This window comes from Streptomyces albicerus, assembly GCF_008905045.1.
Classification (GTDB): Bacteria; Actinomycetota; Actinomycetes; order Streptomycetales; family Streptomycetaceae; genus Streptomyces; species Streptomyces albicerus.
This window is the reverse complement of sequence record NZ_VWMY01000012.1, coordinates 100,261-122,611: the sequence shown is the minus strand read 5'-3', so window position 1 is coordinate 122,611 and position 22,351 is coordinate 100,261. Positions and strand designations below refer to the sequence as shown.

Here is a 22,351-nt window from a genome sequence, read left to right as displayed (position 1 = left end):
TAGTGTTTCGGTATGGCACGACCACGGCGCATCGTCCTTGTCCGGCACGGCGAGTCGGTGGGCAATGCCGATGACTCTGTGTACGAGCGTGAACCCGACCACGCCCTGGCGCTCACCGAGAAGGGGTGGCGGCAGGCGGAGGAGACGGGAAAGCGGCTGCGGGAGGTCTTCGGCAATGAGCGCGTAAGCGTTTACGTCTCCCCGTACCGCCGTACGCACGAGACCTTCCGCGCCTTCCACCTCGACCCCGAACGAGTACGTGTGCGCGAGGAGCCGCGGCTGCGCGAACAGGACTGGGGAAACTGGCAGGACCGGGACGACGTACGGCTGCAGAAGGCGTACCGCGACGCGTACGGGCACTTCTTCTACCGCTTCGCGCAGGGTGAGTCGGGTGCCGACGTGTACGACCGGGTCGGCGGCTTCCTGGAGAGCCTGTACCGGAGCTTCGAGGCGCCCGATCACCCGCCGAACGTGCTCCTCGTGACCCACGGCCTGGCCATGCGGCTGTTCTGCATGCGCTGGTTCCACTGGACGGTCGCGGAATTCGAGTCGCTGTCGAACCCGGGGAACGCGGAGGTGCGGATGCTCGTTCTCGGGGAGGACGGCAGGTACACGCTTGACCGTCCTTTCGAACGCTGGCGTGATCCGGAACCGTACGGAGTCACCGGATAGAGTGGCAGGGCGATGACCGCTGACTCCTCACCCGACGGGCGCCTGGACCGCGCCGTGGCCAGCCTGCGCGGACTCGCGGTGGGGGACGCGCTGGGCTCGCAGTTCTTCGTGCCCGCGAACTATCCGCTCCTCAAGCGCCGCGCGCTGCCGCCCGGGCCGTGGCAGTGGACCGACGACACGGAAATGGCCTCCTCCGTAGTGGCCACTCTGGCCGCCCACCGTCGCATCGACCAGGACGCGCTGGCCCGCTCCTTCGCGGAGCACCACGACTTCGACCGGGGTTACGGACCCGCGGTCAACCGGCTGCTGCGGCAGATCCGGGAGGGCGGCGACTGGCGCGAGCTGGCCTCGGCCCTCTTCAACGGACAGGGTTCGTGGGGGAACGGCGCCGCGATGCGGATCGCCCCCTTGGGCGCCTGGTACGCGGACGACCCGGAGCAGGCCACGCACCAGGCCGAGATCTCGGCCTACCCCACGCATCAGCACCGCGAAGCCGTCGTCGGCGCCATGGCCGTGGCCGCGGCCGCCGCGCTGGTCGCGTCTCCGGGTGGTCCGCCACCTCCCGAGGCGCTGCTCGACGGCGTCATCGCCCTCGTGCCACGCAGCGCCGTGGGCGCAGGTCTGCGGCGTGCCCGGGACATGCTCGACTACGGCGACCCGACGACGGTCGCCGCGGTCCTCGGCTGCGGGCGGCGTACGACCGCGCACGACACCGTGCCCTTCGCTCTCTGGTCGGCCGCGCGGGCCCTCGGTGACTACGAAGAGGGCTTCTGGGCCACGGCTCAGGTGGGCGGCGACATGGACACGACCTGCGCCATCGTCGGGGGCGTCGTGGCCGCCGGGAAGGCCGGGGCACCGCCTGCGGAGTGGGTGGAGCGGACCGAGGCACTACCGAAGTGGCTGTCGGTGGGGGTTGCGGGTTAGAGCTCGCCCGCGGCCGTCGGCAGGCGAGCCCAGAGCCGTGCTGTCGGCTCGCTCACGGCTGTCGGCAGGCGAGCCCAGAGCCATGCTGTCGCGATCAATTGGGCTGTCGCGATCACTTGGGTGAGCCATGCGGCTCCGCGAGTGGCGGGGCACGCGTGCGTGCCCCGATTTCTCCCGCCTCAAGCGCTGTCCACTGTCACAGCCCTGCCACAGAGGCGCTGTGACCCGCTGTGCCGACTGTCCCGCGGTTAATCTTTCCGCCACGCCGCTCGTTGATCATCACGGGCGTGCACGACGAGACACCGGTCCCTGGCTTCCGCCGCAGCCACGAGCTGCGCGCTGCCCGGACCGGTCGGGAGGGGGTCCCGTGTCCGACACGCCGTCCGAGGCCGAGCCGAGAGGGTCGCTGACCAAGAAGCCCGGCATCGATGCCGAAGAGCCCGAGGACGCCGTTCCCGTGTCCCGCTCCGGCGACGGCTCGGACGAGGAAGGACGGCCAGTCGGCGTCGCGGACGAAGACTGGGACGGCCCCGTCGTCGAGTCCTGGTTCGCCGACAGCCAGGCGGAGCCCCCGCCTCCCATCCGTACCGCCACCCTCTGGGCCGCCCTCGCCACCGGCGTGCTCAGCATGCTTCTGCTGGGTGACGGCCTGGCCCTCAATCTCCTCCTGGTGGCGATACCGGCCACGCTCGGCGCGTACTTCGCGGCCCAGGCGGCGGGCCGGAGCGTGCGCCGCTGGACGCTGGTGTGGGGCGTCGGAGGACTCGCCCTGCTGACCGTACCGGCGCTCCGCGACGCCGACTGGCCGTCCTTCCTCGCCCTCGTGGCCGCCATGGCGGCGGGCTCGCTCGCCCTGCACGGCGGCCGCACCTGGACCGGGGTGCTGTTCGGCCCGATCGGTCTCTACACCTCGCTGCTCACCGGCCCCGCCTGGGGCTGGCGCGGGCTGCGCGAGCGGACCGGCGGCGCCCGGGGCAACGTGGGCCCGGTGCTGCGCGCGGTCGTGGTGGCCGCGGTCCTGCTGCTGGTCTTCGGCGCGCTGTTCGCCGGGGCGGACGCCGCCTTCGCGGATCTCCTCGCCGGTCTCGTGCCGGACGCGTCGGTCTCCGGCGGACCCTGGCACATCGTCCTGTTCGTGATCGGCGTGGTCGGCGCGCTCGCGGCGGCGCACACGGCCGCCGCGCCCGTTCAGTGGGACCGCGTCGAGGTACCCCCGGGCCGCGCTCGCGGCCGCGTCGAGTGGGCGCTGCCCCTGATCGTGCTCGCCGTGCTCTTCGCGGTCTTCAACGCCGTCCAGCTCGCAGTCCTGTTCGGCGGATACGACGCGGTACTGGACAAGACAGGCCAGACGTACGCCGAGTACGCGCGCCAGGGCTTCTGGCAGCTGTTGCTGGTCACACTCCTCACCCTGCTCGTCATCGTCTTCGCCCTGCGCTGGGCCCCGCGCGACGGCTCGCGCGACCGGACGCTGGTGCGCGCCGTCCTCGGAACCCTCTGTGTCCTCGCGCTCGTTGTCGTGGCATCGGCGGTGCGGCGTATGGACATGTACGTGGGGGAGTACGGGCTGACGCGTCTGAGGATCTCGGTGGTGACCGTCGAGCTCTGGCTCGGCCTGGTCATCGTGCTCATCATGGCGGCCGGCGTCTGGGGCGCCCGCTGGCTGCCGCGTGCGGTGCTGGCCAGTGCCGCCGCGGGGGTGCTCGCCTTCGGTCTCATGTCGCCGGACGGCATGATCGCCGAGCGCAACGTCCAGCGGTACGAGAAGACGGGCACCTTCGACCTCGACTACGCGCGCGGGCTGTCCGCCGACGCCGTACCGGCTCTCGACGGGCTCGAGGAGCCCCTGCGTTCCTGCGCGCTGCAGTCCATCGCGCGGGACCTGGAGCGGGAGGACGAGCCCTGGTACGCCACGAGTTGGGGCGAGATGCGCGCCCGGGACGTCCTCGACGACCGGTCGCTGTCTCCCGAGGCCCACTGGCGGGTGTGCAGTCGGCTGAGCGGCGAGCTGGCGTATGGGGCGTATCGCTGAGGCGAGGGCCGCACCGACCGCGTACACGCCGTCCTCGAGGCCTCAGGAGCGAACCACCAAGGCCGGGCCGCCGTCCCCAGGACGGCGGCCCGGCCTTCCCGTTCAGCCTCCGGCGGGCCCCGCCGTGCCCGCCAGAGCGTCGAGGTCGCTCTTGCGGACCCGGATCACCAACGTGGCGATGACCAGGGCGAGTACGGCCATCGCGACGGCCGGTATGAAGGCCGTGGAGATGCCCTGGGACAGCACCTCGTGGCTCCAGGGAGCGGGCAACTGCTGTGTCCTGGCGAACTCGGCCTTCTGCTCGGCCGAGGCGTTGGCCATGAAGTCCTGGACCTGCTTCTCCGCCTCGTCACGGCTGGCCGAGCCGAAGACCGTGGTCAGGATGGAGAGGCCGAGCGAACCGCCCACCTGCTGCGTGGCGTTGAGCAGGCCCGACGCCGCGCCCGCCTCGTGCGCGGCGACCCCGGAGACCGCGGTCAGGGTCAGCGTCACGAAGTTCAGGCCCATGCCGAAACCGAACAGCAGCATCGGACCGAGCACGCCTCCGACGTACGAGCTCCCCGGGTCGATGAAGGTCTGCCAGCCGAGCCCGAGCGCGACGAGCGCCGAGCCGACCAGCATGAAGGGCTTCGGGCCGAGCACCGGAAGGAATCGCTGCGACAGACCCGCGCCGAACACGATCGCGACCGTCACGGGGAGGAAGGCGAGTCCCGCCTCGATCGGGGTGTACTGCAGCACGTTCTGCACGAAGAGAACGATGAAGAAGAACATGCCGAACATCGCCGCGGCCAGGCTCAGCATGATCACGTACGTACCGGACCGGTTCCGGTCGGCGAACATCCGCAGTGGTGTGATCGGTTCCTTGGCCCGGGACTCGACCAGCGTGAAGGCCAGCAGCAGGACGATCGCCGCGCCGAAGGACCCGATGGTGAGGCTGTCCCGCCAGCCCTCCTCCGCGGCCCGGATGAAGCCGTAGACGAGGGAGGCCATACCGGCCGTCGAGGTCAGCGCGCCCGCGATGTCGAAGCGCCCGGGGTGCCGCTCGGACTCACTTATGTAGAGCGGCGTGACGACCGCGATGAGTATACCGATGGGTACGTTGACGAAGAGCACCCAGCGCCAGTCGAGCCACTCCGTGAGCATGCCGCCGGCCAGCAGACCGATCGCGCCGCCGCCGGCCGAGACCGCGGCGAAGACGCCGAACGCCCTGTTGCGCTCGGGCCCTTCGGGGAACGTCGTGGTGATCAGCGCCAGCGAGGTGGGCGACGCGATCGCGCCACCCACGCCCTGGAGGGCGCGCGCCGCCAGCAACTGCCAGGGTTCCTGGGCGAAACCGCCGAGCAGCGAGGCGGCCGTGAAGAGCAGGATTCCGGTCATGAAGACCCGGCGCCGGCCGAGGATGTCACCGGCCCGGCCGCCGAGAAGCAGCAGGCCACCGAAGGTGAGCGTGTACGCGCTGACCACCCAGGTGAGGTCGGTGGTGGAGAACTTGAGCGCGTCTTGAATGTGCGGGAGCGCGATGTTCACAATCGTCGCGTCGAGTACCACCATGAGTTGACAGGCGGCGATGACGGTGAGTGCGATGCCGGGATGCCCCTCCCGGCGGGCCGCTCCTGGCTTTTGATCCTGAATCAACGGAGAGGTTGTCACTATTAAGTCCCCCACGAGTGCGTTAGTGAACGCTCGCGTTCACTGCCGCGCCAAACGGTAGTGAGTCCCCGACAGTGAACGCAAGCGTTCACTGAAGTCGCAACCGCTTTATGGCGCTTGACCGCTCACGGACCCCAAGTCCGCACGGCACGCATGCACGCACGCGCGTGCCGCTTGCCCGCTCAAACGGAGACACGCTCATGGTTACTTCGAGTTGGACGGCCGCTCCCGCTCACGCGGCCTCCCCGCGCCGCCGTGGCGCCGTACTCGAACGTGCGATCCTCGACGCCGCACTGGAGCAGCTCAGCACGGTCGGCTGGAACGGCCTCACGATGGAGGGCGTCGCCGCCGGCGCCCAGACCGGCAAGGCCGCGGTCTACCGCCGCTGGCCGTCGAAAGAAGACCTCGTCGCGGACGCGCTCCGGGCCGGGCTGCCGTCACTTGAGGACGTGCCCGATCTGGGGAGCGTACGAGAGGACCTGCTCGAGCTGTGCCGGCGGGCGCGCGAGGCGATGTACTCGCGCCCCGGATTCGCACTGCGCTCAGTGATTCACGAATGCGACGCCTCCCAGGCCCAGCGCTTCCAGGAGGTGATCATCGGAGGGGTGGTGGAGCCGACCATCCGGCTGCTCGGTGAGGTCATCAACCGCGGTATCCAGCGGGGAGAAGTACGGCCGGACGCCGCGAACTCGTATGTCTTCGACGCCATTCCGGCGATGATGATGTACCGCTCCAAGGTGCACGCGAGCGAATGGAGCGAGCGTGACATCGAGGAGATGGTCGATCAGTTGGCGGTTCCACTGCTGCGGCCGGAGCGTGCATGACCGGCCTCTGAGGCGGTACGGCCACAGGTGCTGAGGTTGCCCTGGGAAACCGAGGTGTCGCGTGGGGTTCCGGGCGGCGTAGGCTGAGGGCGCCATGCCGTACGAACCACCTACCCACACAGTCGAGCGCTCCCTGCGCGCCACGACCGGAGCCAAGGTCATCGCCGGTGTCGACGAGGTGGGGCGCGGCGCGTGGGCCGGCCCGGTCACCGTCTGCGCGGCGATCACAGGCCTGCGTCGCCCGCCCGAAGGCCTCACCGACTCCAAGCTCCTCACCATCAAGAGGCGCACAGCGCTCGCCGGGGAACTGGCGAAGTGGGTGACGTCGTACGCCCTGGGTCATGCCTCTCCGGAGGAGATCGACGACCTGGGGATGACGGCTTCGCTGCGGCTGGCGGCCGTCCGCGCTCTCGAAGCCCTGCCGGTGCGTCCCGACGCGATCATCCTCGACGGGAAGCACGACTATCTCGGGGCCCCCTGGCGGGTCCGTACGGTGATCAAGGGCGACCAGTCCTGCGTGGCCGTCGCAGCGGCCTCGGTCCTCGCGAAGGTCCAGCGCGACAAAATGATGGCCGAACTGGGTATCGACCATGCAGACTTCGGTTTTGCGGCCAACGCCGGGTATCCGTCACCGGTGCACAAGGCCGCGCTGGAGATGCGGGGGCCCACCCCGTACCACCGGCTGTCGTGGGCGTATCTTGATGCGCTGCCCCAGTGGCGGCACCTCAAGAAGGCCCGCACGTGGGCGGACGGAGGCATTCCGGAAATCGAGGGCCAGCTCGGCTTCGACTTCTGACGCATCCGCTCGCCCTCATGTGCCACCCGCCGACGCGACTCGCACCGGCGTTTGATAAAAATCAGCTCATGCCTCTCATTCCCGAGGAGCCTCAGATTCACGAGAGTGCCCAGGGTCCCCGCGCGACTCCGGCCAGTGGCCGCACCGCGCCGACCCCCCGCCCCGTACCCGGACCCCGTCCCGCGGCTGCGCCGCGTCCCGGCCGTCCGGGTCCTGTCCGGCCGATGCCGCCGGTGCAACGCGCGCCGCGCGACACAGCCGTGGCCGACAAGCCGGGGCCGTCCGCTCCGGCGGCCCCCACCGCTGCCCCGACTCCGCAGATCCAGCTGATCCCGGCCTCGGCCGAGGGCGCGCTGGACGCCGCCGAGGAAGCGGTCGACCTGCTTCTCGACTCGGGCCGGTCCCCTGGTGAGGTGCTGGTGATCACCACCGGCGAACCGCACCCGTGGGCCGCCCACGAGCTCTCGTTCGGCGAGGCCGCGTACTGGGCCCAGCACGACACGGGCGACGACGTCTTCTACGCCGACGCGTCCGCCGCCGGTCGTGCCGCGTCCCGGCCCGTGGTCGTCGTCGCCGTCAACGGCGGGTCCGACGCTGCCGTCGGTACCGCCCTGCCGCTCGCCCTCGGCCGAGCCGGCACCCTGCTGATCGTCTGCGGGGACCCGCAGCAGATCAACTCGGTGCTGGGCGCGGGGGTCTGAGAACCTCCGCTTTTTTTGGGGGTACTTGGGGCGGGGTGCCACTGCGGTGGCATTTTGCACGGTGGACGGTTCGACGTGTGCCGGTACGGGGGGACGTGCCGGCGTGGTCGTCATGGTCCGGCGCGGCCGTCATGGTCATGGAGCGGTGGACCTGCCGGCGAGTGCCTGTACGTACCCGAGGGCTCGGTTGTATGCCCGCCCGCGCGCATGTCGACAGCGTCGTGCCTGTTGTGGCCGGTGAGGCCGGTGTCCACGATCGCGCGGCGGCCGGTGGTCCTGGTGCTGAGGGACGACCGGTGCCGCGGGCGGGGTGGCGGCTCAGCGGGCGGCCGCGCGGCGCAGCACGTCCGAGGCGGCGCCACCGGTGCGCGGCTGGACGGTCTCGGCCGCCCCGAAGGACTCCAGGGACTCCGGCTGTGAGTCCGCGCTGGGCCGCCGCCCGCCGCGCCCCTCGCCGAGCACCTGCCAGCCGTCACGCGTCAGCGTGATGTACGCCCCGCAGCGCAGCCCGTGCAGCGTGCAGGCGTCCCGCAGCCCCCACATCCAGGCCCCGTCCTCCTCCGTCCATCGTGCGTCGCCCTCACGGCAGTAGAGCAGCACGGCCGTACGCACCGGTGTGCGGCGTCGCAGGTCGTGCGGGATGACCCGGCGCAACTGCGCGAGCAGCGAGTTACGGAACATCCAGCCGTCCGCCGGAGCCGTCCGCCGGGTGAACGAGGCGCTCGCCCTCAGCCGTTCGTCCGGATCGAGGACGGCCACGATCGCGGTATCGGGCCGGGGCCGATGCCGGGAGTGCAGCCCGCTGACGACGTCCCGGGGATTGCGCAGCAGCGGAATCCCCGCGGCGGCCCACTCGGCGGGTTCGAGCATCCGCGTCAGTGGGTTGGCGGAAGTGGCGGACGTCGACATCGATGCCGCCGAGGACGGAGCGAATCCGAAGGTCACGGTCCTCCCTTCGGCTACGCGCCCACACTGCGGGCGGGGGTCGGGCTGGGGGAGCGCACCGCGGCACAGCCCGAACGGGCGGCCTTGGTGGGGCCGCGCGGGGCGCGAGACCAATTCTTCCTGTCGAACTTGGTTGCGGCAACGAGCAATTGGGGCCACCGACCGTTATCCGGTGATCCGCCGTATATATCCCTGCCCGATATCCCCCGCGGCACGCATGGATCACCCTTGCACGGCGAGGACCAGCGGCAACACCCCCTGGGCACCGGCACGCCGGAGCATGCGCGCGGCCACTGCGAGCGTCCAGCCGGTCTCGGTCGAGTCGTCCACGAGCAGGACGGGCCCCTGGGTCTCGGCGAGAGTCGCGGCCAGACCGGGCGGCACCACGAGTGCCCCGTCGAGCGCCTTCAGCCGCTGCGCGCTGTTGCTCCTGGAGGCCTGCGCCGCCTCGGCCCCCGGGGCGTACTCGATGGAACCCAGTAGGGGCAGCCGCCCGACCTCGGCGATCCGCGCGCCCAGCGACTGGATCAGGCGCGGGCGGCTGTGCGAGGCCATCGTGACGACGCCGACCGGGCGCGGTTGCGCGTCGGGGCTCCCGGAAGCCCAGCCGCCGGGTCCCTTCGCCCAGTCGGCCAGCACACCGACCACGGCCTTCGCCACATCGTCCGGAACGGGGCCGTCCGGGGCCTGGGGCGAGAGCATCGGCCGCAGCCGGTTGCCCCAGCCGATGTCCGAAAGCCGTCCCAACGCCCGCCCGGTCGTGGCCTGTTCACCGACCGGGATACGTCCCTTGAGCTCGACGCCGACCGCGGGCAGGCCCGTCGGCCACATCTTCCGGGGCTCGACCTCGACACCCGCCCGGCCGAGCTCACCCTTCGCTTCGTCGAGAGCGGACGAGGACACGGAGTCGGTGAACCTGGGCCCCGCGCACATGTCGCAGCGCCCGCACGGAGCCGCCCCTTCGTCGTCCAGCTGCCGTCGCAGGAACTCCATCCGGCAGCCGGTCGTCGTCACGTAGTCGCGCATCGCCTGCTGTTCGGCCGCACGCTGCTTGGCGACCCACGCATAGCGCTCGGTGTCGTACGTCCACGGGTTGCCCGTGGAGATCCAGCCGCCCTTGACGCGATGCACCGCGCCGTCCACGTCCAGCACCTTGAGCATCGTCTCGAGTCGTGACCTGCGCAGCTCCACCAGCGGTTCGAGCGCGGGCAGGGAGAGCGGCCGACCTGCCTGGGCAAGGACATCCAGGGTGCGCCGGACCTGCTCCTCCGGAGGAAAGGCGATCGACGCGAAGTACTGCCAGATCGCCTGGTCCTCCCTGCCCGGCAGAAGCAGCACCTCGGCATGCTCCACGCCACGGCCCGCGCGGCCGACCTGCTGGTAGTACGCGATGGGGGAGGACGGCGACCCCAGGTGCACCACGAAGCCGAGGTCGGGCTTGTCGAAGCCCATGCCCAGCGCCGAGGTGGCGACCAGGGCCTTGACGCGGTTGGCGAGCAGATCCTCCTCCGCCTGCTGACGGTCCGCGTTCTCCGTCTTGCCCGTGTACGACGCCACGGTGTGGCCGCACTGGCGCAGGAACGCGGTGACCTCCTCGGCCGCGGCCACCGTGAGCGTGTAGATGATTCCGGAGCCGGGCAGCTCGCCCAGGTGCTCGGCGAGCCAGGCCATCCGGTGGGCGGCGTCCGGCAGCTGCAGTACACCGAGGCTCAGACTCTCCCGGTCCAGCGGGCCGCGCAGGACGAGCGCGTCCGTGCTGCCGCCGGTGCCGAGCTGCTCTGCCACGTCGGCCGTCACGCGCGCGTTGGCCGTGGCAGTGGTGGCGAGGACCGGAACGCCCGGCGGGAGATCGGCGAGCATCGTGCGCAGTCGGCGGTAGTCCGGCCGGAAGTCGTGGCCCCAGTCGGAGATGCAGTGTGCCTCGTCTACCACGAGGAGGCCGGTCGCCGCGGCGAGCTTGGGCAGCACCTGGTCGCGGAAGTCCGGATTGTTGAGCCGCTCCGGGCTCACGAGGAGCACGTCGACCTCACCCGCGGCCACCTCGTCCTGGATCGTGTCCCATTCCTCCGTATTGGATGAGTTGATGGTCCGCGCCCGGATGCCGGCGCGCGCGGCCGCCTCGACCTGGTTGCGCATGAGGGCGAGAAGGGGAGAGACGATGACGGTGGGACCCGCGCCCTGCTCCCGCAGCAGCGCGGTCGCGACGAAGTACACGGCGGACTTGCCCCAGCCGGTGCGCTGCACGACCAGGGCTCTGCGCTTGTCGGCGACCAGTGCCTCGATGGCACGCCACTGGTCCTCGCGCAGCCGGGCCTCGCCCGCCGGGGCGCCGACGAGGCGGGCGAGGACGGTATCGGCCGCGGTACGCAGCTCTTCGTTGCTCATGGCCCCCATGCAACCCGATGGGTCGGACATCACGCGAATGAGCCGGTCAGGCTGTGGACAACTTCTGACGTGATCATGGTCGTGGTTATCCACAGGCCAAAGCGGAATCTCAGGATCCGCGGGATGGTCACGGCATGACGAATCACAGCGAAGCGGCCGGGAACCTCGGCGACGGTGACATCAGCGGGTGCGGTGAGCAGGGAGGGCGTGGCGAGCGCGGCGGGTTTGAACGACTTGGAGGACTTGAACGACTTGGGGGGCTTGGGGGCGCGGGTGATGGGCGCGGCGACGCTCGTAGTGGGTGTGACGCGGACTGTGGCGGACATGACCCAGGGCAGGCCGCAGAGGGCTCAGGGCATCGCGGCCACGGTTCAGGACATGGCGGACACGGTTCGTTGTGCGGTGAACGCGACTCGGGGCCGGGCGAGCACGGCGAAGGCCGTGGAGGTGAGGGGGCTGCCGGTTCAGTACACGGCGCGTCCGGTGTCCCGGGCGCCGAGCACCAGGTCACCCTCCGTACTCCGGCCGAACTGGCCGACGCCCTGCCGTACTTGCTCGGATACCGGCCCGAGGACAGCATCGTGCTCGTCGCCCTGCACGACAGGGACGGGCGCGGCCGCTTCGGCGGACGGGCCCGGCTCGGCATCCCCGGCCACGCGAACGACTGGCCGTCCGTGGCCGAGCAACTGGCGCACGGACTCGTGAAGGGCAGCGAACGCAGGGGCGCGCTTCCCGAGAGCATGGTCGCCTACCTCTGCCAGGACCCCAAGGACGGAGAGTCGGGCCGGGACGTCATGGAACGCCTTCGTCCGCTCGCGCAATTGCTGCGCACGGCCTGCGGCGTCCTCGACGTCCCCGTGATCGAGGCCCTGTGCATCTCGGACGGCCGCTTCTGGTCGTACTGCTGCCCCAGCGAGCGCTGCTGCCCGCCCGACGGCACGCCCATGGGCCTGCCCGGCACCTCGGTGCTGGCCGCCGCCGCGACCTACGCCGGACTCCAAGTGCGGGGCTCCCTGCGGGAGCTGAGGGCGAGGCTCATTCCATGGGAGACCGCGGCCGCACTGGAGCAGGAGTCGGCGCTCGACGCGGTGAGCACGGCGCTGATCCCCCGGATCCTGGACGACGACAGCCGCACAGGCGTGGCGACCCAGACGTTGGAACTGGCTCACCGGGTCATCCGCCGGTTCGCCGACGCCACGCCTGTGGCCGGTGCGGCCGGCACGCTTCCGGCGGATCTCCAGGACGACGAACTGCTGCGCCACGACGAGGCAGCGGCCCTGATCCTCGGACTCCAGGACCGCACGACGCGGGACCGTGCTGCGGAGTGGATGGAGGGCGACGAGGCCGGCCCGGCCCTCCGCCTCTGGAGGGCTCTGGCCCGGCGCTGCGTCGGCCCGTACGGCGAACACGCCGCGGCGCCGCTCACACTCGCGGGATGGGTCGCCTGGTCCTCCGGAGACGAACTGGAGGCCCGCGAAGCCCTGGCGATGGCGCTCGGAGCGGACCCGGGATATCTCTTCGCCCGCCTACTCCACCAGGCGTGCAACGAGGGCCTGGACCCGGAGTCGATCCGCCGCTGCCTCCGCAGGGAGCGTGCGGAGCGCGCCGACGCGGAGGTGATCGCCTCCTCGGCTTCACCCGTCGATGCCGGCGGACCGTCCGGGCACACCCCGACACAGTCGACGCGGGTGACTTCCCGTCGCCGACGCAGGCCCCGGTCCACAGGGAGCGGGGCCGGCCGTCCCGGTTCCCGGGCCCCCGAGCCCGGAGGCGCGCGTCGCCCCCGGTCCGCCGACGACGGTTCGCCTGCCGCAGAGGTACCCGGGCGGGCCGGTGACGGTAAGGGCGGTGCTCCTCGGTCCCGCCGAGGGGTCGGCCGACATGGGACGAAGAAGAGCGGGACATGAAGGCGGGGGACACGAGGGTGGGGGAGCGGTTTCGAACAACCTGCGCGGCTGGGAATCGGTGGTGGGCTTGGCTGCTCTGGGTAATGGCGTCGGGATTGGCCGGGCTCAGGTTGGCAGGGAGGCAGAGCGGGCTCGGGTCGGTGTGGAGGCGGAGCGGGCTTGGTCCGGTGTGGGGGCGGAGCGGGCTTGGCCCGGCGTGGGCGACCAGGCTCAGGTCGGTGCGGCGTGGGGTGTGCGCTCGTGGCCTGGGGGCTCCTGTGCCTGCGAAGGACTGGACTCTTACGAGTAGGCCGGGCCGGGGCCGGCTGTCGGAAGGTGTCCCGGGCCTGGACCGACTGCTCACGGTGGTTCCAGACATGCGCCCACTCCCGGCTGTCGCCGCGGGCTTGGGCCGCCCACAGGCAGTAGCCGACCTGGATCTGCGGCACTCCCCGACCGGTGTTGCCGCGGGGCGCAGCCGAAGTGCCCCGGGCGAGAAATCTCGACACCTCACGCACACGCACCCTGCTCAAGCACTCAGCTGTCGCCGCACCTCCAAGCCCCGAGCTCACCGCCGCTCGGCCGGCTCGCACGAGCCGGGGCGTGACCCGGGACAGGCCCGCTCCGTTCACCTGAGTGGCGCAACCCACGGCCGGTCCGTGCCGTCGCGCCAACCCTGCTTTCCGGAGCCCTCACACGCCCCCACACGCCGCCGAGCGCGCACTCAGCGCGCGGAGCACATAAGAAGCCGCCCCATGCACCTGCCCACCCGGTCCACAACCCCGCACGACGACCACTCTCTGCTCCGCAGGCCCGCGTCGCCTTCCATAGGCCCCGGCGGTGCCACGACTGCGCAGGCACCGCCGTCCGCGCCGCGCGGGACTGCGAACCTGCCACCCGCGCACACCGCACTGATCTGTGTCGCCCTGCCAGGGCTCGCGATCTCCACGGAACAGGGCCAGTTGACCGGCCAGGGGCTCGAGGGCTTCTACCGTGCGGGCCGGCGCATGCTCTCTCGGTGCCGACTGCGCGTGGCCGGGCGCGAGCCGCTTGCGGTCCAGGCCCGGATGGTCGCGGCCGACCAGGCGCGTTTCGTGGCGACCTTGACCCTCTCCGCCGACGGCGGCCCCGACCCGGACGTCGTCGTCGAACGGACGCGATACGCGGACGGCACGGAGCGGATCACCCTGCGCAGCGCCGCCCAACGGCATCTGCGCCTGCCCGTCGAGTTGGCACTCGGCACGGACCTGGCGGAACTGGGCGCGGTCGCCTCCGGACGAGCCGGTCCCGAGCTGCTCCCCAGCGTTCACGACTCGGGCATGCGGTGGTCGAGTGACACCGGGCACTCTGTCGTCACCGCCGACCCGCCGCCCTCGGACGCGCTGGCCTCCGCCGGGCTGCTGCGCTGGGAGATGGAACTGCCACCCGGCGGCACTCGAAGCGTGGAACTGAGGGTACGGCCGGGCGGTGCGGGGCCCGTCCGAACCGTCGCGCGCCGTGCCACGAGCCCGCTCGCTCCGGCACGGGCCGTTGGCGACGACCCCAGGGTCCAGGCACTGCTGCGCACGAGCATCGAGGACCTCCAGGCCCTGCTGCTCCGTGACCCCGCGCACCCGTCCGACTCGCACCTCGCGGCGGGCGCACCCTGGCGCTGCGGCATGGCACCGGCCGAGGCGCTCGCGGCCGCGCGCATGACCCTTCCGCTGGGCACCAGGCTCGCCGCGGGCACCCTGCGCACCCTCGCCCGCGCTCAACTCGCGGGCGCGGGGCCGCGGTCCGGCCTGATTCCCGGGCCGCGACGGCATGCAGGTACGCATCTGCCACCGAGCTGCACGGGCGAAGAGGCGACCCTTCTCTTCCCCGTGGTCCTTGCGGAGGCCAGACGCTGGGGGCTGCCCGAACAGGAGACCGAGCAGCTGCTCCCCGCGGCCGAGCGCTGCCTCCAGTGGCTGCGGACCGCCGTCGGCGACGGTACGTATCTGCCCGACCCCCATCCCGGTGGGCCTTGGCGCTGCGAGACCCAGGCGCATGCCCACCGAGCCGCGCTGCTGGGCGCCGACCTCCTCGACGCGTATGGCAGGAGAGGCGGTGCCGAGCTGCTGACGTGGGCGCGGGAGATGAGGAGCGCGTTCCAGGAGGACTTCTGGATCGAGGACAGGGGAGGCGGCAGACCGGCCTCGGCGCGCCTGCCGGACGGGCGACTCGTGCCGCACCTCGGCGCCGGCAGCGTCCACCTGCTCGACACCGGGCTGCTGGGCGCGGGCGCACCGGCCCCGGGCCTGCTCGACAAGGTGCAGACGGAACAGCTCGCGCGGCTGCTCGGCGGGCCCGCCATGGACTCCGGCTGGGGGCTGCGCAGCCTTGGCGCGAAGGAGGCGGCGTACAACCCGTTCGGGCATCGAAGCGGGGCGGTGCGGGTCCACGAGACAGCTGTCGCCGTCGCGGGCCTGGCCGACGCGGGTTACGAAAGAGAGGCGAGTTCACTGCTGAGGGGCGTGCTGTCGGCGGCGGAGGCCTTCGGGCACCGGCTGCCGGAGATGTACGCGGGGGGAACAACGCACGGAAGGCGACGCCCCGGTGCCGCATCCGGCGGCCTGCCGGCCGGCGGCCACGGCCGCGGCCGCCGGGGTCCTCCTGCTCACCACCCTGGCCGGAATCCGCCCCGACGCCCCGGCCGGCACGGTGACCCTGTGCCCGGTCCGCAGCGCGCCCCTGGGCGAGATCGGGCTGACCGGCCTGCGTGTCGCGGGCGCCCCCTTCTCCGTACGCGTCAGCAGGCTCGGCCTCGCCATGGTCGAGGAGGCGGCCGACGGGCTTCAGCTGGGAGTGTGAGCAGATGGAATCCAACGGGGTCGGAGCAGGCAGCGCCCCATGACGTCCGTACCGGAGAGCAGTGGATCAGCCACTGAAGCGACCGACGAAGGGAGTGTTTATCGTCAGGCAGACGACTATGATCGCGGCATGCCCTACGACCCGTCAGCTTTCCCGCCGTTCGCCGTCACCGTTGACCTGGTCGTGCTGACCGTGCGTCGCCATGCCCTGTGCGCGCTGGCGGTACGGAGGGGTGAACCGCCCTTCCAGGGGCGGTGGGCGCTGCCCGGCGGCTTCGTACGGCCGGACGAGGACCTGGCGCAGGCCGCGGCGCGGGAACTGATCGAGGAGACCGGGCTGTGCGCCCACGACCCGGCCGCCCCCGCACAGGCCAACGGCGCGCATCTGGAGCAGCTCGCGACCTATGGCGACCCCAAGCGTGACCCGCGGATGAGGGTCGTCAGCGTCGCCCACCTCGCCCTCGCCCCCGATCTGCCGGCGCCCAGGGCGGGTGGCGACGCGAACAGCGCGCGCTGGGCCCCCGTCGAGGAACTGCTCCAGCAGGGCGGCTACGGCCGCGACGGCGAACAGGCCGCGCCACTCGCCTTCGACCACGCCCAGATCCTGGCGGACGGCGTGGAGCGCGCCCGCTCCAAGATCGAGTACTCGTCGCTGGCCACCGCTTTCTGCCCGACCGAGTTCACGGTCGGTGAACTGCGCCGGGTCTACGAGGCGGTATGGGGCGTGGCACTCGATCCCCGCAACTTCCACCGCAAGGTGACCGGCACGCCAGGCTTCCTCGTCCCCACGGGCGGTACGACGACCCGACAGGGCGGCCGCCCTGCCCAGCTCTTCCGCGCGGGCGGAGCCACGCTGCTCAACCCGCCGATGCTCCGCCCCGAGGTCTGACGCACTCCAGGTCGCAGTCCGGCCAGGTGTCCCGACTGGCCCGGAGCCTGCCCTGGAGCACGCCCAAGGTGCCCGAAAAACCGTACATATCGCGCTATCTTGCTTCAGGTGATCCAGGCGATCGGACTGACCAGCAACGCGCGCAAGGAGCTTCCCCCCGCCGTCGACGACGTCTCCTTCGAGGTGCCCGCGGGCCGCGTCACAGCGCTCCTCGGAGCCCCGGGCGCAGGTAAGACGACGGCGCTCAGGCTCATGCTCGAACTCCAACAGGGCCGCGGAATCACCTACTTCAGAGGCCGCCCGCTGCACCGCATCGCCCATCCCTCGCGCGAGGTCGGCGTTCTCCTCGGGGAGGTCCCCGGCCATCCGGCGCGCACGGTCCGTGGCCAACTCCAAATGCTGTGCGCCGCGGCGGGCGTGCCCGCCCGGCGTGCCGACGACGTCCTCGAAGTGGTGGGCCTCGTCAGCCTGCGCGACCAACGCCTGGGCGCGCTCTCACGCGGCATGGACCGCCGCCTGGGCCTGGCCTGCGCACTGCTGTCAGACCCGCACACCCTCGTGCTCGACGACGCCGCCGACGGGCTCTGCGCCCGCGAAAGCCGCTGGCTGCACGGGATTCTGCGCGCCCACGCCGCCGGCGGCGGCACCGTCCTGTTCACCACGGACGACCCCAAGGAAGCCGCGCGGACCGCCGACCGGGTCGTCACACTGGAGGAGGGCAGGCTCGTCGCCGACCAGGAGGTCGCCGACTTCGCCCGCACCCGCCTCCGGCCCCGCGTCGCCGTCCGCAGCCCGCACGCCGCCCGGCTCAGCGCCCTGCTCACCAAGGAAGCCCGCACCGCCCGGCGCTCCCTGGAGGTCGTACGGGAGGACGGCAACCGCCTCTCCGTGTACGGCAGCACCTGCGCCGACGTCGGCGAAACCGCCTACCGCCACGGCATCCTCGTACATCAACTCGCTGACGAAATCGGCGACATGGGGCCTGCGGCCGCGCGATCCCCCGATGGCGACCCTCCGGAGACCGCGGCGCCCTCGAGAACCGCCGAGGCGGAGGATGCGGACGCGCTGTCCCCGCTCCCGCCCCCCATCACCGTTCGCCCGGGCCCCAGCCCCTTGCGGCCGCTGCGCTACGAACTGCGCCGTGCGGCAGGAGTCGGTACCGGTTACCTGACCGTCGCCGCCGTGCTCGTCGCCTCCGCCGTCATCTCCGTACTCCTGGCCCGAATGGGACGCACGCCGCAGCCGCGACTGCTGGCCGCGTGGCCGCAGGAGTTCCCGCTGCCGCCCGCGGCGCTCGGTGCGGGGCTGCTCGGTGCCATCGCCTTCGGTGACGAGTTCCGCCACCCCGCCCTGGCCGCAGACCGTGGGACCGTCCCCCGCCGCCTGGGACTGCTCGCCGCCAAACTCCTCGTCGCCGCTGCCACCGCACTGATGCTCGCTTTCCTCACGGTGGGCGTGGACGCCGAACTGCTCTACCTCGTCTACGGACGGGAGCTCACCGGAGTTCCCGCGGACTGGCTTTCGCTGAGTACGAATTGGATCGGTCTCGTGGTCGGCTGCGCCTGGGCGGGCGTCCTGGCGGCGGGCATCTTCCGGTCGACGACCGCCGGACTCGCGGCGGTTCTCGCCGTGCCGATCCTCGTCGTGCCGCTCGTACAAAAGGTCGTGGAGGGGCCGTCCGTACGGACGGCCGCCGGGTTCTCGACCCGGCTGCGTGAGCTCGTCCTGGTGCAGTGGCCGTTCGGGGGCGAGCAGTATCTGGCCGCCGCGGCGCGGGTGATCGCCCAACCCGTCGGCGGCGCACTGATGTTGTCCCTCACCGCCCTGCTCAGCGCATACCTGCTCACGACCCTGCGGAGCAGGGTCCGATGATGACTGTCCGTGCACACGTGTTCGCGGCATGTGCGCAACTCCGCATGGAACGCCCATTTCTTTCCGATAAGGCGTCAATTGCGACGGGGTGAGCGATCACCCTTTCGTGTGCTTTTCACCAAAGACCTCAAGGGAGTTGGAGACGGCGCCGACAAAGGATCCGTGAGTACCCTTGCGCACACCATGATGACCGCCGCCCGTTCCGCAGACTCCGGCCTCGCCGGCCCGGGCGAACTCGACCGCTACCCCTATGCGGAGGCCCCCGGCGCAGACCGTGTCAGCGCCTCCGTGTGGGACGGCACGGACCCGGAGCTGGGCCGCGTGGGCCGGCGCGCCGCCGGCAGCCGCGGCCGCGGCCTGCATGGCCAACTGGTCCAGCAACTGGGCCAGATGATCGTCTCCGGAGACCTGGGTGCGGACCGCCCGCTGGTGCCCGAGGAGATCGGCCAGCGGTTCGAGGTCTCCCGCACCGTCGTCCGTGAGTCACTCCGCGTCCTCGAGGCGAAGGGCCTGGTCAGCGCCCGCCCCAATGTCGGCACGCGCGTACGTCCGGTCAGCGACTGGAACCTCCTCGACCCGGACATCATCGAGTGGCGGGCCTTCGGGCCACAGCGCGACGACCAGCGGCGTGAGCTGAGCGAGCTGCGCTGGACGATCGAGCCGCTGGCCGCCCGCCTCGCCGCCGGACATGGACGGGAGGAGGTGCAGCAGCGGCTCGCCGACATGGTCGAGATCATGGGTCACGCCATGGGGCAGGGCGACGCGCTCACCTTCTCGCGCGCCGACGCGGAGTTCCATTCCCTGCTCATCCAGGTCGCCGGCAACCGCATGCTGGAGCACCTCTCCGGGATCGTGTCGGCCGCGCTTCAGGTCTCCGGCGGCCCGATCGCCGGCTGCGACCGGCCGACCGAGGCCTCCCTCGCGCACCACGCCCGCATCGTCGACGCCCTCGCGGCGGGCGACGGGCCGGGCGCCGAGGCAGCCATGCGCCAACTGCTCACCGTCCACCCCGAGGTGGAGCGCGTCGTGCCCGCGCCGCGCGAGCACTGACCGCGTACCGAGGGCGGCGCGGTCGGGGGCCAGTGCCCCCGCGTGACATCGCTTGGCCGGCGAACCATCTGCCGCCGGACCCCGGCGGATTCTTCTGGAATCCGCCGGGGTCCGGCGGTGCCATGAGCCGCTGAGGCTGTCGGCTGACCACCTCTGACCGTGTCTGGCCGCTTTTGAGCGCTTACGGGGTGTGACTCGGGCCACGCAGATTGGGCGTAACGCTCCTCGGAACAGCGCGATGACCTAAGAGGTGACAGCCGAGTAGGGAATACAGACGCCGTTCAAGGCGCTGTGACTCTTCCCGGCCCCCGCCCGCGCCGTCGGCCATCCCCAAGTCGGCGGTCGTCGGCTCCTGTCCGCAGTGGACGGGGCCGGAAGCCGTTTTCCAACGTTCCGAGAGGTTGTTCGTGTCGGCCAGCACATCCCGTACGCTCCCGCCGGAGATCGCCGAGTCCGTCTCTGTCATGGCGCTCATTGAGCGGGGAAAGGCTGAGGGGCAGATCGCCGGCGATGACGTGCGTCGGGCCTTCGAAGCTGACCAGATTCCGGCCACTCAGTGGAAGAACGTACTGCGCAGCCTCAACCAGATCCTCGAGGAAGAGGGTGTGACGCTGATGGTCAGTGCCGCAGAGCCCAAGCGCACCCGGAAGAGCGTCGCAGCGAAGAGTCCAGCCAAGCGCACCGCCACCAAGACCGTCGCGGCGAAGACGGCGACGGCCAAGCAGGCCACCGCCACCGCCGCTCCGGCGATGCCTGCTGCCGACGCTCCCGCCGAGGACGCATCCGCCAAGAAGGCCGCTGCCAAGAAGACGACCGCCAAGAAGGCCGTCGCGAAGAAGACCGTCGCCAAGAAGACGACGGCCAAGAAGACCACCACCAAGAAGGACGACGCCGAGCTGGCCGACGACGAGGCGGTCGAGGAGACCCCCGGAGCGGCCAAGACCGGTGCCGAGGAGCCCGCCGAGGACGGTGCCCAGGGCTTCGTCCTGTCGGACGAGGACGAGGACGACGCGCCCGCGCAGCAGGTCGCCGCGGCCGGTGCCACCGCCGACCCCGTCAAGGACTACCTCAAGCAGATCGGCAAGGTCCCGCTGCTCAACGCCGAGCAGGAGGTCGAACTCGCCAAGCGCATCGAGGCCGGTCTGTTCGCCGAGGACAAGCTGGCCAACGCCGACAAGCTCGCGCCGAAGCTCAAGCGCGAGCTGGAGATCATCGCCGAGGACGGCCGCCGCGCCAAGAACCACCTCCTGGAGGCCAACCTCCGTCTGGTGGTCTCCCTGGCCAAGCGCTACACCGGCCGCGGCATGCTCTTCCTGGACCTCATCCAGGAGGGCAACCTCGGTCTGATCCGCGCGGTGGAGAAGTTCGACTACACCAAGGGCTACAAGTTCTCGACGTACGCCACGTGGTGGATCCGCCAGGCGATCACCCGTGCCATGGCCGACCAGGCCCGCACCATCCGTATCCCGGTGCACATGGTCGAGGTCATCAACAAGCTCGCGCGCGTGCAGCGCCAGATGCTTCAGGACCTGGGCCGCGAGCCCACCCCGGAGGAGCTGGCCAAGGAACTCGACATGACCCCGGAGAAGGTCATCGAGGTCCAGAAGTACGGCCGCGAGCCGATCTCCCTCCACACCCCCCTGGGTGAGGACGGCGACAGCGAGTTCGGTGACCTCATCGAGGACTCCGAGGCCGTCGTCCCGGCCGACGCGGTCAGCTTCACGCTCCTCCAGGAGCAGCTGCACTCCGTCCTGGACACCCTGTCCGAGCGCGAGGCGGGCGTCGTCTCCATGCGTTTCGGTCTCACCGACGGTCAGCCGAAGACCCTCGACGAGATCGGCAAGGTGTACGGCGTGACGCGTGAGCGCATCCGCCAGATCGAGTCCAAGACGATGTCGAAGCTGCGCCACCCGTCGCGCTCGCAGGTCCTGCGCGACTACCTCGACTAGGTCTCGGCCGCACGTCACGAGGGCCCGGTTTCCCGTCCAGGGAGCCGGGCCCTCGGTCTGTGCGGAGTGCGGAGCGCCGCCCCCTGAATCACTCTGGGTGTCTCAGGACAACCCCAGAGTGAGGAGCGCGCATGCGTCGTCCCTTCGCCCGAGTGCTGGCCCTCGCGGCCGCGGCGGCCGCGATACCGCTGGTATCCACGGCCCCCGCGACGGCAGATGTTGTCATCGGCGGATATCCGGTCGAGATCTCCGAGAGTCCCTGGACGGTGGCCCTGTCCAGCCGTGACCGGTTCGGAGGTACGCGTGCGGGCCAGTTCTGCGGGGGTGTGGTGATCGGCCGGTCGACCGTGCTGACGGCGGCCCACTGCCTGAGTGAGGAGGTGCTGGGGGCGCCCCCGCGGCAGGTCCGGGACCTGAGAGTCGTCGCGGGACGCGGGGATCTGCTGTCGGACGAAGGCAAGGAGATAGCCATACGCGAGACCTGGATCAACCCGCGGTACGACGGCTACACGAACGCCGGAGACTTCGCCGTGCTCACCCTCGCGGAGCCGCTCGCCGCGAGCTCGGTCATCCGCATGGCGGGTCCCGAGGACGCCGCGTACCGGACCGGTACGGACGCTGTGGTGTACGGCTGGGGTGACACGACAAGTGGCGGCGACTACGCGCGGGCTCTGCGGGCGGCGCGTGTGCGTGTGCTGTCCGACACAGTCTGCGAGGGGGCGTATCCGGGCAGCGCGGACGGAACGTACCTCGCCGGTTCCATGCTGTGTGCGGGGGAGGGGGCCGGTGGCCGGGACGCCTGTCAGGGGGACAGCGGCGGGCCCCTGGTCGCTCAGGGGCGGCTGATCGGCCTTGTGTCGTGGGGGAGTGGCTGCGGGCGGGCCGACAGCCCAGGGGTCTACACGCGGGTCTCCGAGGTCGTCAGGACGCTGGGAGCGGGCCGCTGAG

At 71.3% G+C, this 22,351-nt stretch carries 16 protein-coding genes and 1 pseudogene; 13 read left to right on the top strand and 4 right to left on the bottom strand.

The genetic code is table 11. From position 1 onward, the window contains the following. Window positions 1-12: 12 nt before the first annotated feature. The 3 genes from GAS53_RS12540 (at window position 13) to GAS53_RS12530 (ending at window position 3,625) form a co-directional block, all read left to right on the top strand. Window positions 13-672 (top strand): histidine phosphatase family protein, encoded by a 660-nt coding sequence (locus GAS53_RS12540; RefSeq protein WP_151477589.1) that lies wholly within the window; start codon window positions 13-15, stop codon window positions 670-672. Window positions 673-684: 12 nt separating this feature from the next. Further along, the gene (locus tag GAS53_RS12535) at window positions 685-1,596 is read left to right on the top strand and encodes an ADP-ribosylglycohydrolase family protein (protein WP_151477588.1); all 912 of its coding nucleotides are present in this window, start codon (window positions 685-687) and stop codon (window positions 1,594-1,596) included. 580 nt (window positions 1,597-2,176) lie between these two features. Further along, complete coding sequence (locus tag GAS53_RS12530) at window positions 2,177-3,625, top strand: DUF4153 domain-containing protein (protein ID WP_225858891.1); 1,449 nt, start codon at window positions 2,177-2,179, stop codon at window positions 3,623-3,625. A gap of 102 nt (window positions 3,626-3,727) precedes the next feature. Here the strand turns inward: GAS53_RS12530 and GAS53_RS12525 are convergent, their stop codons facing one another. Continuing rightward, on the bottom strand, window positions 3,728-5,275 hold the full coding sequence (locus GAS53_RS12525) for an MFS transporter (RefSeq protein ID WP_151477587.1): 1,548 nt from the start codon (window positions 5,273-5,275) through the stop codon (window positions 3,728-3,730). 200 nt (window positions 5,276-5,475) lie between these two features. Between GAS53_RS12525 and GAS53_RS12520 the strand changes: the two genes are divergently transcribed. The 3 genes from GAS53_RS12520 to GAS53_RS12510 all read left to right on the top strand — a co-directional run bounded on the left by GAS53_RS12520 (window position 5,476) and on the right by GAS53_RS12510 (window position 7,596). Continuing rightward, window positions 5,476-6,099 (top strand): TetR/AcrR family transcriptional regulator, encoded by a 624-nt coding sequence (locus tag GAS53_RS12520; RefSeq protein WP_151477586.1) that lies wholly within the window; start codon window positions 5,476-5,478, stop codon window positions 6,097-6,099. A gap of 94 nt (window positions 6,100-6,193) precedes the next feature. Beyond that, window positions 6,194-6,895 carry a ribonuclease HII gene (locus GAS53_RS12515; protein ID WP_151477585.1) on the top strand — a complete coding sequence of 234 codons (702 nt, stop codon included), beginning with the start codon at window positions 6,194-6,196 and terminating at the stop codon, window positions 6,893-6,895. A 68-nt stretch (window positions 6,896-6,963) separates the two neighbouring features. Continuing rightward, window positions 6,964-7,596, top strand: a complete 633-nt coding sequence (locus GAS53_RS12510) for a hypothetical protein (RefSeq protein WP_151477584.1) — start codon at window positions 6,964-6,966, stop codon at window positions 7,594-7,596. Between the two features lie 318 nt (window positions 7,597-7,914). Here the strand turns inward: GAS53_RS12510 and GAS53_RS12505 are convergent, their stop codons facing one another. The 3 genes from GAS53_RS12505 to GAS53_RS12495 all read right to left on the bottom strand — a co-directional run bounded on the left by GAS53_RS12505 (window position 7,915) and on the right by GAS53_RS12495 (window position 11,252). Continuing rightward, on the bottom strand, window positions 7,915-8,541 hold the full coding sequence (locus GAS53_RS12505) for a hypothetical protein (protein ID WP_151477583.1): 627 nt from the start codon (window positions 8,539-8,541) through the stop codon (window positions 7,915-7,917). Window positions 8,542-8,763: 222 nt separating this feature from the next. Beyond that, entirely contained in the window at window positions 8,764-10,926 is a 2,163-nt protein-coding gene (locus GAS53_RS12500; RefSeq protein ID WP_404829210.1) for a RecQ family ATP-dependent DNA helicase, read from the bottom strand. Window positions 10,927-10,955: 29 nt separating this feature from the next. Next, a complete protein-coding gene (locus GAS53_RS12495; protein WP_151477581.1) occupies window positions 10,956-11,252 on the bottom strand; it encodes a hypothetical protein in 297 nt (98 codons plus the stop codon). Window positions 11,253-11,321: 69 nt separating this feature from the next. Between GAS53_RS12495 and GAS53_RS12490 the strand changes: the two genes are divergently transcribed. From GAS53_RS12490 to GAS53_RS12460, 7 genes and pseudogenes are all read left to right on the top strand, one after another. Continuing rightward, entirely contained in the window at window positions 11,322-12,833 is a 1,512-nt protein-coding gene (locus tag GAS53_RS12490; protein ID WP_151477580.1) for a DUF4192 domain-containing protein, read from the top strand. A 941-nt stretch (window positions 12,834-13,774) separates the two neighbouring features. Then, window positions 13,775-15,644 (top strand): annotated as a pseudogene (locus GAS53_RS12485) (glycogen debranching N-terminal domain-containing protein). Window positions 15,645-15,773: 129 nt separating this feature from the next. Then, window positions 15,774-16,532, top strand: a complete 759-nt coding sequence (locus tag GAS53_RS12480) for an NUDIX hydrolase (protein WP_151477579.1) — start codon at window positions 15,774-15,776, stop codon at window positions 16,530-16,532. Window positions 16,533-16,640: 108 nt separating this feature from the next. Beyond that, window positions 16,641-18,404 (top strand): ABC transporter ATP-binding protein, encoded by a 1,764-nt coding sequence (locus tag GAS53_RS12475; protein ID WP_151477578.1) that lies wholly within the window; start codon window positions 16,641-16,643, stop codon window positions 18,402-18,404. A gap of 162 nt (window positions 18,405-18,566) precedes the next feature. After that, window positions 18,567-19,454: a FadR/GntR family transcriptional regulator gene (locus tag GAS53_RS12470; protein WP_192583085.1), complete on the top strand. Its 888-nt coding sequence runs from the start codon at window positions 18,567-18,569 to the stop codon at window positions 19,452-19,454. A 407-nt stretch (window positions 19,455-19,861) separates the two neighbouring features. Next, window positions 19,862-21,403 (top strand): RNA polymerase sigma factor, encoded by a 1,542-nt coding sequence (locus GAS53_RS12465; protein WP_151477577.1) that lies wholly within the window; start codon window positions 19,862-19,864, stop codon window positions 21,401-21,403. A 131-nt stretch (window positions 21,404-21,534) separates the two neighbouring features. Beyond that, window positions 21,535-22,350 (top strand): S1 family serine peptidase, encoded by an 816-nt coding sequence (locus GAS53_RS12460; protein WP_151477576.1) that lies wholly within the window; start codon window positions 21,535-21,537, stop codon window positions 22,348-22,350. Window position 22,351 lies beyond the last annotated feature (1 nt).

Coding starts and splice junctions, on each gene's coding strand:
- GAS53_RS12540 (WP_151477589.1), top strand. CDS start 13: ATGGCACGACCACGGCGCATCGTCCTTGTCCGGCACGGCGAGTCGGTG.
- GAS53_RS12535 (WP_151477588.1), top strand. CDS start 685: ATGACCGCTGACTCCTCACCCGACGGGCGCCTGGACCGCGCCGTGGCC.
- GAS53_RS12520 (WP_151477586.1), top strand. CDS start 5,476: ATGGTTACTTCGAGTTGGACGGCCGCTCCCGCTCACGCGGCCTCCCCG.
- GAS53_RS12515 (WP_151477585.1), top strand. CDS start 6,194: ATGCCGTACGAACCACCTACCCACACAGTCGAGCGCTCCCTGCGCGCC.
- GAS53_RS12510 (WP_151477584.1), top strand. CDS start 6,964: ATGCCTCTCATTCCCGAGGAGCCTCAGATTCACGAGAGTGCCCAGGGT.
- GAS53_RS12500 (WP_404829210.1), bottom strand. CDS start 10,926: ATGAGCAACGAAGAGCTGCGTACCGCGGCCGATACCGTCCTCGCCCGC.
- GAS53_RS12495 (WP_151477581.1), bottom strand. CDS start 11,252: ATGTCCGCCACAGTCCGCGTCACACCCACTACGAGCGTCGCCGCGCCC.
- GAS53_RS12480 (WP_151477579.1), top strand. CDS start 15,774: ATGCCCTACGACCCGTCAGCTTTCCCGCCGTTCGCCGTCACCGTTGAC.
- GAS53_RS12460 (WP_151477576.1), top strand. CDS start 21,535: ATGCGTCGTCCCTTCGCCCGAGTGCTGGCCCTCGCGGCCGCGGCGGCC.